General features: G+C 59.0%; 16 protein-coding genes. 2 read left to right on the top strand and 14 right to left on the bottom strand.

Annotated features, from left to right (window positions below; all coding sequences use genetic code 11):
- Positions 1-18: 18 nt before the first annotated feature.
- From folP to AC2I9W_RS12645, 3 genes are all read right to left on the bottom strand, one after another.
- Positions 19-867, bottom strand: coding sequence for a dihydropteroate synthase (gene folP, locus AC2I9W_RS12655; RefSeq protein WP_486410299.1), 849 nt, complete (start codon positions 865-867; stop codon positions 19-21).
- Positions 868-928: 61 nt separating this feature from the next.
- The gene (gene ftsH / locus AC2I9W_RS12650; RefSeq protein WP_486410298.1) at positions 929-2,851 is read right to left on the bottom strand and encodes an ATP-dependent zinc metalloprotease FtsH; all 1,923 of its coding nucleotides are present in this window, start codon (positions 2,849-2,851) and stop codon (positions 929-931) included.
- 247 nt (positions 2,852-3,098) lie between these two features.
- Complete coding sequence (locus AC2I9W_RS12645; protein ID WP_486410297.1) at positions 3,099-3,761, bottom strand: RlmE family RNA methyltransferase; 663 nt, start codon at positions 3,759-3,761, stop codon at positions 3,099-3,101.
- Between the two features lie 32 nt (positions 3,762-3,793).
- Here AC2I9W_RS12645 and AC2I9W_RS12640 point away from each other — a divergent pair, with 32 nt between their 5' ends.
- A complete protein-coding gene (locus tag AC2I9W_RS12640; RefSeq protein ID WP_486410296.1) occupies positions 3,794-4,264 on the top strand; it encodes a YhbY family RNA-binding protein in 471 nt (156 codons plus the stop codon).
- A 60-nt stretch (positions 4,265-4,324) separates the two neighbouring features.
- Entirely contained in the window at positions 4,325-5,083 is a 759-nt protein-coding gene (locus AC2I9W_RS12635) for a glycosyltransferase (RefSeq protein WP_486410295.1), read from the top strand.
- 73 nt (positions 5,084-5,156) lie between these two features.
- On the opposite strand, the gene kdoO is transcribed toward AC2I9W_RS12635, so the two are convergent.
- The 11 genes from kdoO to lpxD form a co-directional block, all read right to left on the bottom strand.
- Positions 5,157-6,041 (bottom strand): Kdo hydroxylase KdoO, encoded by an 885-nt coding sequence (gene kdoO / locus AC2I9W_RS12630; protein ID WP_486410316.1) that lies wholly within the window; start codon positions 6,039-6,041, stop codon positions 5,157-5,159.
- Positions 6,042-6,087: 46 nt separating this feature from the next.
- Entirely contained in the window at positions 6,088-6,507 is a 420-nt protein-coding gene (locus AC2I9W_RS12625) for a DUF4149 domain-containing protein (protein ID WP_486410294.1), read from the bottom strand.
- A gap of 131 nt (positions 6,508-6,638) precedes the next feature.
- Positions 6,639-7,115, bottom strand: a complete 477-nt coding sequence (gene greA / locus AC2I9W_RS12620) for a transcription elongation factor GreA (protein ID WP_486410293.1) — start codon at positions 7,113-7,115, stop codon at positions 6,639-6,641.
- A gap of 227 nt (positions 7,116-7,342) precedes the next feature.
- Positions 7,343-10,591, bottom strand: coding sequence for a carbamoyl-phosphate synthase large subunit (carB, locus tag AC2I9W_RS12615; RefSeq protein ID WP_486410292.1), 3,249 nt, complete (start codon positions 10,589-10,591; stop codon positions 7,343-7,345).
- 153 nt (positions 10,592-10,744) lie between these two features.
- Complete coding sequence (gene carA, locus AC2I9W_RS12610) at positions 10,745-11,917, bottom strand: glutamine-hydrolyzing carbamoyl-phosphate synthase small subunit (protein ID WP_486410291.1); 1,173 nt, start codon at positions 11,915-11,917, stop codon at positions 10,745-10,747.
- Between the two features lie 171 nt (positions 11,918-12,088).
- The gene (locus AC2I9W_RS12605) at positions 12,089-12,880 is read right to left on the bottom strand and encodes a TrmH family RNA methyltransferase (RefSeq protein ID WP_486410290.1); all 792 of its coding nucleotides are present in this window, start codon (positions 12,878-12,880) and stop codon (positions 12,089-12,091) included.
- A gap of 141 nt (positions 12,881-13,021) precedes the next feature.
- Positions 13,022-13,753, bottom strand: a complete 732-nt coding sequence (gene rnhB / locus AC2I9W_RS12600; RefSeq protein ID WP_486410289.1) for a ribonuclease HII — start codon at positions 13,751-13,753, stop codon at positions 13,022-13,024.
- Positions 13,716-14,912 carry a lipid-A-disaccharide synthase gene (gene lpxB / locus AC2I9W_RS12595; protein WP_486410288.1) on the bottom strand — a complete coding sequence of 399 codons (1,197 nt, stop codon included), beginning with the start codon at positions 14,910-14,912 and terminating at the stop codon, positions 13,716-13,718. The genes rnhB and lpxB overlap by 38 nt, the downstream gene beginning before the upstream one ends.
- A 63-nt stretch (positions 14,913-14,975) precedes the next feature.
- Positions 14,976-15,773 (bottom strand): acyl-ACP--UDP-N-acetylglucosamine O-acyltransferase, encoded by a 798-nt coding sequence (lpxA, locus tag AC2I9W_RS12590; RefSeq protein ID WP_486410287.1) that lies wholly within the window; start codon positions 15,771-15,773, stop codon positions 14,976-14,978.
- A 6-nt stretch (positions 15,774-15,779) separates the two neighbouring features.
- Positions 15,780-16,220, bottom strand: coding sequence for a 3-hydroxyacyl-ACP dehydratase FabZ (fabZ, locus tag AC2I9W_RS12585; protein ID WP_003053425.1), 441 nt, complete (start codon positions 16,218-16,220; stop codon positions 15,780-15,782).
- Positions 16,220-17,221, bottom strand: a complete 1,002-nt coding sequence (lpxD, locus tag AC2I9W_RS12580; protein WP_486410286.1) for a UDP-3-O-(3-hydroxymyristoyl)glucosamine N-acyltransferase — start codon at positions 17,219-17,221, stop codon at positions 16,220-16,222. Before lpxD ends, fabZ begins: the two co-directional genes overlap by 1 nt.

Raw genomic sequence — 17,221 nt, 5'->3', positions numbered from 1 at the left:
AGATTCAATACTCTGTCATCAGGCATGAGGCGCTTGCGCATCATGCATCGCCTGCCAGACTGCCAGTGCAGCCACTGTCTCTTTGACATCATGCACACGCACAACCCTCGCACCGCGCTCGACTGCCAGCAAAGCCGCAGCCACACTGGGCACCATGCGCTCGTCAACCGGCAAGCCTGAGACTTGTCCCAAAGATCCCTTGCGCGACCACCCGGCCAGCAGCGGAAAGTCTAGTTCCAGCAATGCCTGTTGATTCGCAAGCAAAGCAAAATTTTGTGCCACGCTTTTTCCAAAGCCAATCCCGTAATCCCAGACAATGCGCGAGCGAGCAACGCCTGCCGCCATCAAAGGCTGGGTGATCTGCCATAAGAAATCTCGAACCTGCAAGGCTGCATCACCCTGCATGTGATCCAAGTGCATATCCTGAGGGGTCCTGTGCATGTGCATCAGGCAGACGCCGCAGTCACCATGCCTGCTCACCACCTCGAATGTACCGGGCTGACGCAATGCCCAGATGTCATTGATGATGTCCGCCCCAAGATCCAACGAAGCCGCCATCACCTCGGCCTTGTAGGTGTCGATGGAAATTGGCACGCCCAGTTTCACGGCTTCACGCACTACGGGCAGCACCCGTGCCAGCTCTTCTTCCAGCCCTACTGCAGGTGAGCCAGGCCTGGTGGACTCACCCCCTATATCCAGAATATGCGCACCTTGCCTGAGCAGCAGCTCCGCATGCTCCATGGCCAAAGACACACCTGCATGCTTGCCGCCATCCGAAAAGGAATCTGGCGTCACATTCACAATCCCCATGACCTGGGGCTTGTCCAGCTGCAAAAGAAAGCGCGAGGTTTGCCACTGTGGCGACATAAAAGTCCAATCATGAAAAAACAAAAGGTCCCTAAGGACCTTTTGTCATATGCAAGCTATTTTAAGCAGCTGTCGGTGCAGGGTCTGCACTGGCAGCTGGTGTGCCGCCTGACGAGTTACCACCATCCGATGAAGGAGGGTTGCGAGGCGTCCAATCCTTGGGAGGACGGGGCTCCTTGCCGGCCATGATGTCATCCAATTGCTCAGCATCGATGGTTTCCCAATCGAGCATGGCCTTGGCCATGGCATGCATTTTGTCGCTGTTGTCTTCAATCAACTTGCGAGCGAGTGCGTACTGCTCGTCAATGATGCGACGCACCTCATCGTCCACCTTTTGCATAGTGGACTCTGACAAGTTGGCGCCACGGCTAAAAGTACGACCCAGGAAGGGCTCGCCCTCCTGCTCGGAGTAGACCATGGTACCCAGCGCATCGCTCATGCCGTAGCGCGTCACCATGTCACGTGCAATCTGCGTGGCGCGCTCAAAGTCATTCGATGCGCCAGTCGTCATCTGGTTCATGAACACTTCTTCGGCGATACGGCCACCAAACAGCATGGCAATCTGATTGAGCATGTACTCCTTGTCGTAGGAGTAACGATCCTTCTCTGGCAGGCTCATGGTCACACCCAGTGCACGACCGCGCGGGATGATGGTGACCTTGTGCACCGGATCGCACTTGGGCAGCAGCTTGCCGATCAAGGCGTGGCCTGCCTCGTGGTAAGCCGTGTTGCGACGCTCTTCCTCGGGCATGACCATGGTCTTGCGCTCGGGGCCCATGATGATCTTGTCCTTGGCCTTCTCGAAGTCCTGCATTTCGACAGTGCGCGCATTGCGGCGTGCAGCCATCAAAGCAGCTTCGTTGCACAGGTTGGCCAAGTCAGCGCCAGACATGCCGGGCGTACCACGTGCAATGATGGCCGGATTCACGTCTTGGCCGACGGGAATCTTGCGCATGTGCACGTTCAGGATCTGCTCGCGACCACGGATATCGGGCAGCGTCACATAGACCTGACGGTCAAAGCGCCCCGGGCGCAGCAAGGCAGCATCCAGAATGTCTGGACGGTTGGTCGCTGCCACGACGATCACACCGAGGTTGGTCTCGAAACCATCCATCTCGACCAGCATCTGGTTCAGGGTCTGCTCACGCTCGTCATTGCCACCGCCCATGCCGGCACCGCGCTGGCGACCGACAGCATCAATTTCGTCGATGAAGATGATGCAAGGTGCATTCTTTTTGGCGTTCTCGAACATGTCGCGCACACGGGCCGCACCCACGCCGACGAACATTTCCACGAAGTCGGAGCCAGAGATGGAGAAGAAAGGAACCTTGGCTTCGCCCGCGATGGACTTAGCCAGCAGGGTCTTACCGGTACCGGGAGGGCCAACCAGCAACAGTCCACGAGGAATACGTCCGCCGAGCTTCTGGAACTTGTTGGGGTCCTTGAGGAAGTCCACGACTTCCTTGACCTCTTCCTTGGCTTCATCCGCACCCGCCACATCAGCAAAGGTAACGGTGTTGCTATTCTCGTCGAGCATGCGCGCCTTGGACTTGCCAAAGCTGAATGCACCGCCCTTGCCACCGCCCTGCATCTGGCGCATGAAGTACACCCATACGCCGATCAGCAGCAGCATGGGGCCCCAGCTCACGAGCAGCGTCATGAGCAACGAGCCTTCTTCACGGGGCTTGACGTCAAACTTGACGTTGTTGTTGATGAGATCGCCAACCAAGCCACGATCCAGATAGGTCGCAGTGGTGCGGATCTTGCGATCATCGGTGGTGGTGGCGACCACTTCCGTGCCTCCAGCACCTTCCTGAATGGTTGCGCTCTTGATGCGATTGTTGCGCACCTGCTCCAGGAATTCCGAGTAGCCGACATGAGAGGCACCGCCAGCGCCTCGGGTGTCAAACTGTTTGAACACCGTAAACAGCACCATGGCGATGACCAGCCAGACGGCGACTTTTGAAAACCACTGATTGTTCAAGCGGGGCTCCAAAGGAATATTCAGACATAAAGGCCCAAAGGGGACTCTGGACCTAGTTGAGGTTCATTTTAGGTGTTTCAAGCACTTATGACGGCTATTTCCCCCTATGGCAACCATAGGCAACGTCATAGACCGTTCCTAACAGCCTCTAAGCCACTGTTTTATCAGCGCTTTGCGCTATCAGTTTGGCTGGCTTTCTACAGTAAAGCATGAGGTCAAATGTCCCTATGCCAGTGCCAGAACAGCATCAGGCCAGTGATTTCAAGCCCATACCGATCAGGAAAATTTCGGCGGATCGATCCCGCGAAGCCTTGGGCTTGATCGGCTTGACCACCTTGAAGGTCTGCTTGAACAAATCCACAAGCTCGTTATAGCCACTGCCGTGAAACAGCTTGACCACCAGCGTGCCGTCCTGCTTCATGTTGTTGATAGCAAAGTCAACCGCCATCTCGATGAGCACCGCGACCCGCGCCCCGTCCGTGGCACCATGGCCCGACAGATTGGGGGCCATATCAGATACCACTACATCGGCCTTGCCGCCACCCATCGCCTCTTCCAGCTGGGCCAGCACCGATTCTTCCCGGAAGTCGCCCTGAATGTAGTGCACGCCCTCTATGGGCTCCATGGGCAACAGATCCAGCGAGATGATGCGACCATTGAGCTCCCCCACTGCAGCGCCATGAGGCGACAGACGACGGCGCACATACTGACTCCAGGCACCTGGAGCGCATCCCAGGTCCACCACGGTATACCCCGGCTGGATCAGCTTGAGAGATTCATCAATTTCCTTGAGCTTGTAGGCCGCGCGTGCACGATAGCCGTCCTTTTGAGCAGCCTTCACATACGGGTCATTGACGTGATCGTGCAGCCAATTCTTATTGACCTTCTTGCTTTTGGTTTTGGTTTTCATGCCTGAATTCTCGCAGCCTTGATAATACGGGTATGCCCCAAATTGAATTAACTCCCGCAGAGCGCCGGGAACACCGCGCCGAAGCCCACCATCTGGACCCCGTTGTCCTCATTGGTGGCGATGGCCTGACCGCTTCCGTTCAGAAGGAAGTGGACGCTGCACTCAATGCCCATGGTCTGATCAAGGTCCGCGTCTTTGGCGACGACCGCGCAGCCCGCGAGCAAATTTATCAACAACTTTGCGATGAGCTCAATGCTGCTCCCATCCAGCACATCGGCAAGCTGCTGGTGCTGTGGCGACCCATTCCCGAAAAAGAGCGCACTCACAGCGAAGACCGCATGCCCGGCCCTCGTGATGTCAAAGTGCTCAAGTTCGGCCGTGCCGGAGCTAAGCCCGAAGTCAAGCAACTGCGCGTGCTGGGCAACCAGCGCCTGACGGCCGGCGGCCAGATCAAGCGCGCCAAGCCCAAGCAAAAATCTGTCAAGAAGGGCCGCAAGGACTGATCTCCCGCCCTTTTGCCAGCCTTCCTATTTGCCTTTTTTCTTCGCTGAGACCGCCAAGACATGGTTCAGACCACACAGCAGCAACGCCACATTCTTTGTATGAAATGGGGCACCAAATACGGCCCGGAGTACGTCAACCGTCTCTATGCCATGGTGCGCCGCCATCTCAGCGGAGATTTTCGCTTTGTCTGCCTGACTGACAGCTCTGAAGGGGTTCGCCCTGAAGTGGAATGCCTGCCCATTCCAGACCTCAATATTCACCTGGCCCCTGGCCAGCGCGATGGAGCCTGGAAAAAGCTCACCACCTTTGAGCGCGACCTGCATGGCCTCAAGGGCCAGGCATTGTTCCTGGACCTGGATGTGGTGATTGTGGGCAGCCTCGATGAGTTCTTCACGCTGCCGGGCGAATTTCGCATCATTCACGATTACCCACGCTTTTGGCGTTTTGGCGAGCGCATTGTCGGCAACTCATCGGTCTACCGTTTCAAGTTGGGAGCACATGCGGATGTGCTTGACTACTTTCGCGCCAACACCGAAGCCATGCGAGCCAAGTATCGCAACGAGCAGGAATACCTGTCGCACTTCCTGCACAAGCAGGGCAAGCTGGACTACTGGCCTGCCGAGTGGTGCCCCAGCTTCAAGTACTACTGCATTCCCATGTGGCCGACCAATTACTGGAAGGAGCCGGTGCCGCCTGCAGACGCACGCATCGTGATCTTCCACGGCGAAGTGAACCCACCCGACGCACTGGAAGGCCGCCGCAACAAACGTTTCCGCCACATCGAGCCCGCCAAGTGGATCGAAAAGGCTTGGGGCTGATCACCAGAGCCTCCAAAAGCAAAAGGCGTTGAACCTTATGGTCAACGCTTTTTTTGTGGCCCGCTGCAAGCAGTTATCGGTATTTGGCATCTACCAGCGGATGCCCCTTCATGCGGGAAAGAATGGACAGCGGGCTGGCCGCAGGGTTGTATTCGCTGCCGGGCGGCAGAAACAGCGTCTGCTCCAGCATGTACTGACCCGACATCACCGCATGCACCGCCTGGTCTGAAAAGCACACCCAGGTCGATCCAGCGGCAAACGGCACTGTCTCTTGCGGCGCGTTTTGCTGATAGTCCATATCGCCCTTCATGCCATCGTGCAACTGCAGCATCAGATGGTCATATTCGCTGCGATAGGACTTGGTCACATGCAGCAACTCCAGCATCTTGGCCTGCCAGGCGCTGTAGGGCTTTGCGCGCGGCACAAAACGCTTGGCGACATCGGTGAACGGCTCGCCCACGCGCCACACGCGCGGCTGCCCGTCGGGGTTCACATTGGTGAAGACGCGCAAAATGCGCTCGCCATAGTTGGGGCGCGAGGGAAACGCATCCACATGCATGCGCTTGTCATCGGCACGCCAGGACTGGGCACGCGTTTCTACCTGCGAGGGGCGATAGCTAGTGGGCGCCATGCGCACCACGGGCATATAGGCCGAGAACAGGCCCGCAATCAGCGCCGTGGCCTGGTCACGAAAGCGCTTGACCATGGCCGCCACCTGCTGCTGCGTGGCTTGATCTCCCGCCACGCCTTTGATCGAGCCATCGACATTGAGGCTGATATTGCGTGTCTTGGGATCGCGCACATCGGGGCGCAGCAGCGTTTTTTCCTGCTCACTGAGCTGAAAAGTCAGTTGCGGGAAATAAAGCACCTTGCCGGCTTCAAGCGCCGCAGTCCATTCATCGCGGCCCTGGACATTACGCCAATCGGTCGCGTCGATTTTTACGATTTGAGATTCCATGACCATGGCAGTTTACTCCCCGTCCCTTGAGCGGGCTTGGGCTGGATCAAGCCTGCTTGCGACTACCCGTCAGGCGCCACAAAACAACGGCCGCGCAAATCCACTGCAGCGCGTACATGCCCGTGCCCACGCTGTGCCAAAGCTTCAAGTTCTCCCGCGCCACGATCTTGGGCGAGACGCCGTACTGCACCAGCAGGGCCAGCAGCATGCCGGCAATCACAAAACCGATAGCTGCTTGCGCCCACTGCTCAATCTTTTCAGCATGTTTTCGCTTTGAAAACACCAGCAGAAGCGCGCAGCATGCTATAGAAATCCATGTCTGCGCTGCAAACAGCTTGGCCGCCATAAACCCGGCCATGGCAGGCGCAGGCAAATTGGCAAACAGCATGGGCACAGCCACAAAGCCGATGGCACTCAAGCTGCCCCACCACAGAGCTGCAAAAAAGAAGGGTAAGCGTTCAAACATAGTGCTTTATCTGTAGCGCTCGCCACCTGGTATCACTGATGCCGAGCAAAAGCCGCCTCGCGGCGAAGGCATCGTCCCCTCCCGATGCGACGCATCGAGAGAGGGGAAGGCGCCCAGCGCCTCAGGGGTGCTTAGATGTACTTCACGCCCACGATTTCGTACCGACGCTCACCACCGGGCGCCTGCACCACGGCCGTGTCGCCCTCTTCCTTGCCGATCAGCGCACGGGCGATGGGGCTAGAGACATTGATCAGACCGTGCTTGAGGTCCGCCTCGTCTTCACCCACGATCTGGTAGGTCACGGCAGCGCCGCTGTCTTCATCTTCCAGATCGACCGTGGTGCCAAACACCACGCGCCCCCCTGCATCCAGCTCTGTGGGGTCAATGATCTGCGCAGCAGACAGCTTGCCTTCGATCTCTGCAATACGGCCTTCAATAAAGCCCTGCTGTTCTTTGGCCGACTCGTATTCGGCGTTTTCACTCAGGTCACCCTGGGCACGCGCTTCGGCAATCGCCTGAATGACGGCGGGACGCTCCACGGTCTTCAGACGTTGCAGCTCGATCTTGAGCTTTTCTGCTCCGCGCTTGGTAATTGGGATGGTGGCCATATCAAAGTCTCCACAAATTCAGCAAACGCCGCGCAACCGCGCGACACTTCTCGCACAGACCCTGGCCGACACAACGTCAAACAGGGGCCTGCGCCCCAAAAGCAAACCGCCGCACGTTGCCGCGCGGCGGTTCAAAAACATTACCGATGATTATGCCGCGTTTGAATCGACAAAAACTCGGTAAAACCCGGCTGAGCTTGCGGTCAGCGGCGGGTCAGCCTTGACGATCAGGGCTGCAGCTGAGCGTGCAGCTCCTGCACCGAGTACACATCCAGGTTGCCACGCATGGCCTTCATGCCTTCGACAGCGGCTTCCGCACCAAAAGCGGTGGTGAAGGTGGTCACGCGGGCCAGCAAAGCGCTGGTACGGATCTGGCGCGAGTCGGCGATGGCGTTGCGACGGTCTTCCACGGTGTTGATGACCATGGCGATTTCGCCATTCTTGATCATGTCCACGATGTGAGGACGGCCCTCGGCCACCTTGTTGACTGCTTGCACGCTCAGGCCGGCTGCTTCCAGAGCTGCAGCAGTGCCGCGGGTAGCGCACAGCGTGTAGCCCATGGCCACCAGCTCCTTGGCCACAGCCACGGCGCGCACCTTGTCGGCGTTCTTTACGGACAGGAACACCTTGCCGGACTCAGGCAGATGCACTCCGGCACCCATCTGGCTCTTCACAAAGGCTTCGCCAAAGGTCTTGCCCACACCCATGACTTCACCGGTGGACTTCATCTCGGGGCCGAGGATGGTGTCCACACCGGGGAACTTCACGAACGGGAACACGGCTTCCTTGACGCTGAAGTAAGGAGGAGTGACTTCCTTGGTGATGCCCTGCTCGGCCAGCGTATCACCGACCATGCAGCGTGCAGCCACCTTGGCCAGCTGGATGCCTGTCGCCTTGGAGACGAAGGGCACGGTACGCGAGGCGCGGGGGTTCACTTCCAGCACGTAGATCACGTCCTTGCCGTCACGCTCCTGAATGGCGAACTGCACGTTCATCAGGCCCACCACGTTCAGACCATGGGCCATTTCAGCGGTCTGGCGCTTGATCTCGGCCACGGTCTCGGGCTTGAGGTAGTAAGGGGGCAGCGAGCAGGCGGAGTCACCGGAGTGCACGCCAGCTTGCTCGATGTGCTCCATCACGCCGCCGATGAAGACCTTGCCTTCGCGGTCACGCACGCAGTCCACGTCACACTCGATGGCGTTGGACAGGAAGTGGTCCAGCAGCACGGGCGAGTCATTGGAGACCTTGACGGCTTCGCGCATGTAGCGCTCCAGATCACGCTGCTCGTGCACGATTTCCATCGCACGACCGCCCAGCACGTAGGAGGGGCGCACCACCAGCGGGTAGCCGATGGAAGCAGCGTGTTGCAGCGCTTCTTCTTCGGTACGGGCTGTGGCGTTGGGTGGCTGCAGCAGGTTGAGTTCGTTGAGCAGCTTCTGGAAGCGCTCGCGGTCTTCTGCAGCGTCAATCGAGTCGGGCGAGGTACCGATGATCTTCACACCTTCAGCTTCCAGGCCCAAGGCCAGCTTCAAAGGCGTCTGGCCGCCGTACTGCACGATCACGCCATGGGGCTGCTCCACGTCCACGATCTCCAGCACGTCTTCCAGCGTCAGCGGCTCGAAGTACAGGCGGTCAGAGGTGTCGTAGTCGGTCGAGACGGTCTCGGGGTTGCAGTTGACCATGATGGTTTCATAACCATCTTCGCGCATGGCCATGGCGGCGTGCACGCAGCAGTAGTCAAACTCGATGCCCTGGCCGATACGGTTGGGGCCACCGCCCAGCACCATGATCTTCTTCTTGTCCGAAGGTACGGCTTCGCACTCTTCGTCGTAAGTCGAATACATGTAGGCGGTGCTGGAGGCAAACTCACCCGCGCAGGTGTCCACGCGCTTGAACACGGGACGCACCTTCAGTGCCTTGCGTGCTTCGCGCACTGCCTTGTCGGTGGTGTGCAGCAGCTTGGCCAGACGGCGGTCCGAGAAGCCCTTTTGCTTCAGGATACGCAGAGTTGCAGCATCGATGGCAGCCAGTGCCTGCTCACCCTTTTCGGCGTACAGCTTGTCCAGATCCAGCTCGATCTTGATGATCTCTTCGATCTGCACCAGGAACCACTTGTCGATCTTGGTGATGTTGTGCACTTCGTCCAGCGTCCAGCCGGCAGCGAAAGCGTCACCCACATACCAGATGCGGTCGGGACCGGGCTCGCCCAGTTCCTTTTCCAGGATTTCGCGATCCTGGGTCTTTTCGTTCATGCCGTCCACGCCCACTTCCAGACCGCGCAGGGCCTTCTGGAAGGATTCCTGGAAGGTGCGACCAATGGCCATCACCTCACCCACAGACTTCATCTGCGTGGTCAGGCGGTTGTCGGCAGCAGGGAACTTTTCGAACGCAAAACGTGGGATCTTGGTGACCACATAGTCGATCGAAGGCTCGAACGAAGCGGGGGTCTTGCCACCGGTGATTTCGTTCTTGAGTTCATCCAGCGTAAAGCCCACAGCCAGCTTGGCTGCGATCTTGGCGATGGGAAAGCCCGTGGCCTTGGAAGCCAGCGCCGAAGAGCGCGAGACGCGGGGGTTCATCTCAATGACGATCATGCGACCGTCCTTGGGGTTCACCGAGAACTGCACGTTGGAGCCGCCCGTGTCCACACCAATTTCACGCAGCACTGCCAGGGAGGCATCGCGCATGATCTGGTATTCCTTGTCGGTCATGGTCTGTGCAGGAGCCACGGTGATGGAGTCACCGGTGTGCACGCCCATGGGGTCCAGGTTCTCGATCGAGCAGATGATGATGCAGTTGTCCGCCTTGTCGCGCACCACTTCCATCTCGTACTCTTTCCAACCCAGCAGCGACTCTTCGATCAGCAGCTCGTTGGTAGGAGAAGCTTCCAGGCCGCGCTTGCAAATCGTCTCGAACTCTTCCGAGTTGTAGGCAATGCCGCCGCCCGTGCCACCCAGCGTGAAGCTGGGGCGAATCACAGTGGGGAAGCCCACGCTCTTTTGCACTTCCCAGGCCTCATCCATGCTGTGGGCGATGCCCGAGCGTGCAGAACCCAGACCAATCTTGGTCATGGCGTCCTTGAACTTCAGGCGGTCTTCGGCCTTGTCGATGGCTTCCGGCTTGGCGCCGATCAGCTCGACCTTGTACTTGTCCAGCACGCCGTGCTTCCACAGGTCCAGCGCGCAGTTCAGCGCGGTCTGGCCACCCATGGTAGGCAAAATCGCGTCAGGACGCTCCTTGGCAATGATCTTCTCGACCGTCTGCCAGGTGATGGGCTCGATGTAGGTGACGTCCGCAGTCGCGGGGTCGGTCATGATCGTGGCGGGGTTGCTGTTGATCAGAATGACCTTGTAGCCTTCTTCACGCAGGGCCTTGCAGGCCTGCACACCGGAGTAGTCAAACTCACAGGCTTGGCCGATCACAATGGGACCGGCACCAATAATCAAAATGCTTTTTAAATCTGTACGTTTTGGCATAGAGCTCGCCTTGTGAATCGCTATCGTTGAAGGTGTCAGTGCTGTGTCTGCGCACCTTCTGGCCTTGGGGCCACGATGCGATGCATTTGCAATGGGTTCAAGTCTGGTTCAGAGCTTCACCGCCGCGCCATGGCCAGCAGTGAAAGCACGGACTCAAGCCTTTTTGTGTTGTTCCATCATGCCGATGAAACGGTCAAACAGCCCACTGACGTCGTTCGGTCCGGACGATGCCTCGGGGTGACCCTGGAAGCAGAATGCGGGCACATCGGTACGCTCCAAGCCTTGCAGCGTACCGTCAAACAGGCTCACATGCGTGGCACGCACATTGGCAGGCAATGTCTCCATGTCCACTGCAAAACCGTGATTCTGGCTGGTGATGCTGACGCGTCCAGTATCCAGATCCTTCACGGGGTGGTTGGCACCGTGGTGGCTGTTTTGCATCTTGAAGGTTTGCGCACCCGATGCCAAGGCCATGATCTGGTGACCCAGGCAGATGCCGAACACGGGCTTCTTGGCGGCCATGACTTCTTGCACAGCAGCGATAGCGTAGTCGCAAGGTGCAGGGTCGCCAGGGCCGTTGGACAGGAACACACCATCGGGATTCATGGCCAGCACATCCTTGGCGGGCGTCTTGGCAGGAACCACGGTCACATCGCAACCACGCTCAGCCAGCATGCGCAAGATGTTGCGCTTGACACCGAAGTCATACGCCACAACCTTGAACTTGGGCGACTGCAGCTTGCCAAAGCCTTCGCCGAGCTTCCACTCGGTTTCGGTCCACTGGTAGGCCTTGTCGGTCGACACCACTTGCGCCAGATCCATGCCTTTCATGCTGGGCGCGGCCTTGGCGGCTGCCAAAGCTTCATCGATCTTGGCCTGGGTCGGCTCTTCACCAGCAGCCAAACCCAAGATAGCGCCGTTTTGCGCGCCCTTGTCGCGCAGCAGGCGCGTCAGCTTGCGGGTGTCGATGCTGGAAATGGCGACGGTGTTGTTGGCCTGCAGGTACTCGGACAAGGTGTGGGTGCTGCGGAAATTGCTTGCCAGCAAAGGCAGGTCTTTGATGACCAGGCCCGCTGCATGGACCTTGTCGGCTTCGACGTCTTCAGGATTGACGCCGCAGTTGCCGATGTGCGGATACGTGAGCGTCACGATCTGCTGGCAATAGCTGGGGTCGGTGATGATTTCCTGGTAGCCGGTCAGTGAGGTGTTGAAAACAACTTCACCCACAGTGATGCCTTGCGCACCAATTGAGTTGCCAATAAAGACCGTGCCGTCTGCGAGCGCCAGAATGGCGGATGGGAAGTTTCCCTTGAGAGACAAAAGCACTGGGTTCTCCGGTTTTTTAATTGCGGTTACGCCCAACGAAGCCCCGGCATGCGTGCTGGAACTTTTTGTCTGCAGGGAATGGCGAGGTAGCGTCGCTAGGCGTATGAAGGAATGCTTGAAAGCCGCTCATTATAAGCGCGGCCAACCTCAGCCTTGTGAAATGCTGCGGGATTACCCTCTACGCCTGAGCATGCTTGCACTGCTTGCATGCAGGCAAATCGCAGCCGCCGCTCCCACGTTGAGTGACTCCTCACCTCCCGGCTGCGCAATGCTGATTCTGTACTGAGCCATGGCCATCAGCGCATCGCACACGCCCTGCCCTTCATGCCCCATGGCCCAGGCACAAGGCCAGGGCAGATCGGCTTCGTGAATCAATGTCCCCTGATGAGAACTGGTCACTATCAGCGGCACTTGCAGCGCCTGCACATCATCGACCGAGGCGGCCTCCACCAGATGCAGGCCAAAGTGCGCACCCATGCCAGCACGCAGCACTTTCTGGCTCCACAACGCAGCCGTGCCCTTGAGTGCCACGATTTGCTTGAAGCCAAAGGCCGAGGCGCTGCGCAAGATGCTGCCCACATTGCCGGCATCCTGTACACGGTCCAACACCACGGTGGCCACGCCAACCTGGGCCTGCACACCAGAGTCCCAGTCCATCACATAACCCATGCGGGCGGGCGACTCCAGAGAGCTGACTTCATCGAACAGCGCATCGGCCAGCACTATGACTTTGCTGGCTGACTGCACCCATTCCTCAGGGGCCTTGGGCCAAAAAGACTCTGCAAACACCGCTACTTTGGGCGCCAGGCCACGCGCCAGCGCGGCGCGGCACAGGTGGTCGCCTTCCAGCCAGACCTGGCCTTGCTTGCGGTAGGCCGTGCTGTCTTGCGACAGGCGGCGCAGCTCTTTGACGAAAGCGTTGTCGCGCGAATGAATGTCTGTGACCTGGGGGCGTGCAGCCATGTCAACCTCTGGGTAGAAAAACAAAAACCCGGCAAGCACCTACCTACCGAGCTTGAAACAAGAAGATAAACGCTGAAACCAGCTTTGCGCTGCACTCAGGAATAGGTCATCCATGCAGCCCGACTGAGCTCAACCAGTCGGTCACGCGTACAGCGAAGCCTGCGACATCATCAAGGTGGAGGTCACGCCGGACAAGCCGGTTTCGCACAGCACGGGCTGGGCCGCAACACCTTCGCACACCTGCCCGGCTTGTAGCACCCGGGCCACGGGCGAGAACGAACGGCGATGCTCAGCCGTCGCCCCGTAAGTGCGCAAAGCTTGCAGGTGCGCCGCAGTGCCATAGCCCTTGTGGCCAGCGAAGCCGTACTGCGGGTATTGGGCATCCAGCCGCTCGCACCAGCGGTCGCGCGTAACCTTGGCCAGAATCGACGCGGCCGAGATCGCCTGCACCAGCGAGTCGCCTTTGACAATGGCCTCGGCCTGCACGTCGAGCTGCGGCAGCTGATTGCCATCCACCAGCACCAGCACAGGCTTGAGGCGCAAACCCATCACCGCACGGCGCATGGCCAGCATGGTGGCTTTGAGGATGTTGATTTCATCAATCTCCTGCACCGAGGCCTGCGCTATGCAAAAGCACAGCGCCTTGGCACGAATTTCGTCGTACAGCACCTCACGGCGGTTGGCCGTGAGTTTTTTGGAGTCGTTAAGCCCGGTGATGGGCTTCATGTCATCCAGGATGACGGCCGCCGCCACAACGGGGCCTGCCAGCGGGCCACGCCCTGCTTCATCCACCCCTGCAACCAGCCCGGGCGGATGCCAGGGCAGGCTCTCTTGCTCAAGCAGCGGGGGTGGCAATGATTTTTTCGATCGCATGGGCAGCCAGTTCGGCAGTATCTCGGCGCAGTTCGTGGTGTAGCGCGGTGAAGCGCTCAACCAGCGCTTCAATGGTGGCAGGAGAATCCTGGCTGGCACGCAGCCAGCCCAGTGCGGCTTGCGCCAGTGCCTCGGGCGTTGCCGCATCCTGCAGCAGCTCAGGCACGACAAAATCGCCGCACAAAATATTGGGCAGCCCCACCCAGGGCTGCAATTGCTTGCGCTGCATCAAACGCCAGCTCCAGGGGTGCATGCTGTAGCTGATGACCATGGGGCGCTTGTACAGCGCGGCCTCCAGGGTGGCCGTGCCGCTGGCAATCAGCGTGCAATCACAGGCCGCCAGCACATCGTGCGACTGACCTTTGACGATCAGGCAGCGGTCCTGCATGCCCGCCTCTGCAGCAATGCGCTGCACTTCGTCAAACAATGAAGGTACGGCAGGCACTACGATTTTGGTAGCTGGCAGCGCTTTCAGCACCAGCGCTGCAGCCTTGAAAAAGCCTGAAGCGATATAGCGTACTTCCGAGCGGCGGCTGCCGGGCAGCAAAGCCAGCACCAGGCCCTCTTCTGGCAAGCCCAATCGAGCACGTGCAGCAGCACGGTCTGGGTGCAGCGGAATCACCTGGGCCAGCGGGTGGCCCACGTAGGTCGCGTCAATGCCATGCTGGGCCAGCAATTCGGGCTCGAACGGAAAGATGCACAGCACATGGTCAGCCGCCCTGCGGATTTTTTCCACGCGGTCGGCACGCCAGGCCCAGATGGAAGGGCAGACAAAGTGCACGGTCTTGACACCTGCCTCGCGCAGCGAGGTTTCCAGGCCCAGATTGAAGTCTGGCGCGTCCACGCCCACAAAGACCGATGGTGGGTGCGCAATCAGGCGCTGACGCAGTTTTTTGCGAATGCCCAGCAGCTCGGCTACGCGGGCTAGCACTTCCCAGCTGTAGCCGTGCACGGCCAGGCGCTCGGATTGCCACCACGCATCAAATCCGCGCTGCTGCATCTTGTCGCCTCCAATGCCCATCGACGTGGCATCAGGCCAGCGCTGACGAAGACCATCGAGCAGCAGCGAAGCCAGCAGATCGCCCGAGGCCTCGCCCGCCACCATGGCGATGCGGGGCACTACGGAATCTGCAGCAGGCTGCGCTTGCTTTGTAAGCATTTCAGGGCTATTCACGTCTCAAACCTAGAAGGGTTCAGCGCAAGCTGCTATCAAAAAGCAGAATCAACGCGTAATGCCGTTAGTGGCCGATGACAGAAAGGACTGCATGAAGTCCACATCCTGAGCGGCTTCAGGCGTTGCCATCTTGACCACATCCATGGCAGCAATCGCCTGCTCCAGCGTCAAGCCTTGGCGGTACAGCAGCTTGTGCATTTCTCGCACGGCAGCAATGCGCGCGTCCGAGAAACCACGGCGCTTCAGACCGATCAGGTTCACGCTGCGCGCGGCCAACGGGTTGCCGTCCACCGTCATGAAAGGCGGCACATCCTTGTTCACATGGGCCTGAAAACCCACCATGGCGTGCGCGCCAATGCGCATGCGCTGCAACACACCGGTCAGGCCGCCAATCGTCACCCAGTCGCCCACATGCACATGGCCTGCCAGCGTGGTGTTATTGGCCAGCGTGGTGTTGTTGGCCACCACGCAGTCGTGCGCGATGTGGACATAGGCCATGATCCAGTTGTCATCGCCAATGGTGGTCTCGCCACGGTCCTGAGAGGTGCCGGTGTTGAAGGTGCAGAACTCACGCACCGTGTTGCGATTACCTATCACCAGACGCGTGGGCTCGCCCGCGTACTTCTTGTCCTGGGGCTGCGCACCCAGCGACGCAAACTGGAAGATGTGGTTATCGCAGCCGATGGTGGTCTCACCCTCGATCACGCAATGCGGGCCTACCTTGGTGCCCGCACCAATGCGAACCTTGGGGCCGATCACGGCGTACGGCCCAACGGACACCGTGGTGTCCAGCTGGGCCGCAGGGTCCACCACGGCGGTGGGATGAATCAAGCTCTCAGCCGCCATCAATGCTTATCCCACGTGGCGCATAGTGCACATCAGCTGGGCTTCTGCGGCTACTTCGCCGTCCACGCTGGCCACGGCATTGAACTTCCAGATGCCGCCACGCACGCGGTCGATGGTGATCTCCAGAGCCAGCTGGTCTCCAGGCACCACGGGGCGCTTGAAACGTGCGGAATCGATACCTACGAAGTAGTAGATATTGTTTTCATCGGGCACCTGGCCCATGGCATCAAAAGCCAGCAGACCTGCGGCCTGCGCCAGAGCTTCAAGAATCAGCACGCCGGGCATGACGGGACGACCGGGGAAGTGCCCGGTGAAGAACGGCTCGTTGAAAGTGACGTTCTTGATGGCCTTGATGCGTGTGTTGCGCTCAAGCTCCAGCACGCGATCCACCAGAAGAAAGGGATAGCGGTGAGGCAGTTGCTTGAGAATTTCTTGAATATCCATCATCAATTTCCGTTGTTGCTTTGCCGGCCCTCAGCCAGCGCTTGTTCAAGCTTTTTGACGCGCTCACGAAGCGTGTACAACTGCCTGAAGGTTGCAGCGTTCTTTTCCCATTGCTCGTTTTCTTGCAGCGGAAAGATGCCTGTATAAAAACCTGCCTTCGGCAAGGAACGAGTGACCATGGAGGTCGGCGAGATCACCGTGCCGTCCGCAATCGTCAAATGCCCAAGAATATTGGCCGCGCCACCAATCTGGCAGCGCTTGCCGATGCGCGCACTGCCCGCGATACCGGTGTTGCCGGCAATCACCGTATGCGCGCCAATGTGCACATTGTGGGCAATCTGCACAAGATTATCGATCTTGACGCCATCTTCAATGATGGTGTCATCAAGTGCCCCGCGATCCACACAGGTGTTGGCGCCGATTTCCACATCATTGCCAATACGTACCGCACCCAGCTGCTCGATCTTTTCCCACTGACCTGCCGACGGAGCAAAGCCAAAGCCATCCGCACCGATCACCACGCCAGGGTGAATGATGCAGCGCTCGCCCACGACACAGCCCTGGCTGATAGTGACACGCGACTTGAGCACGGTATCCGCACCAATCACAGCACCAGCATCCACCACACATTGCGGCCCGATGTAGGCACTCTCATGCACCTTGGCAGAGGGATCCACCACCGCACTAGAGTGCACGCCACGAGGGCGCTCACCTTGCTGATGGACTTTCCACCACTGCGTGGCACGCGCAAAGTAGGCATAGGGATCAGCCGTGACGATGCAGGCACCACGCTCTACTGCCTCATCACGCATCGCCGGCGCCACAATGACACAGGCCGCCTGTGAGGCGGCCAGTTGCTGGCGATAACGGGGGTTGCTGAGAAAGCTCAGATCACCGTGGCTCGCAGAGTCCAGCGGAGCAATGCGCGAAATAGGCATCTCGCGCACCCCACCAACCAGTTCTCCACCGAGCGCATCGAGAATCTGTCCCAATAGAACGCTCAC

Source organism: Comamonas sp. FUJ_7 (assembly GCF_057369555.1).
Note: the sequence above shows the minus strand (reverse complement) of the source record. Positions and strands in the feature narration are given on the sequence as shown.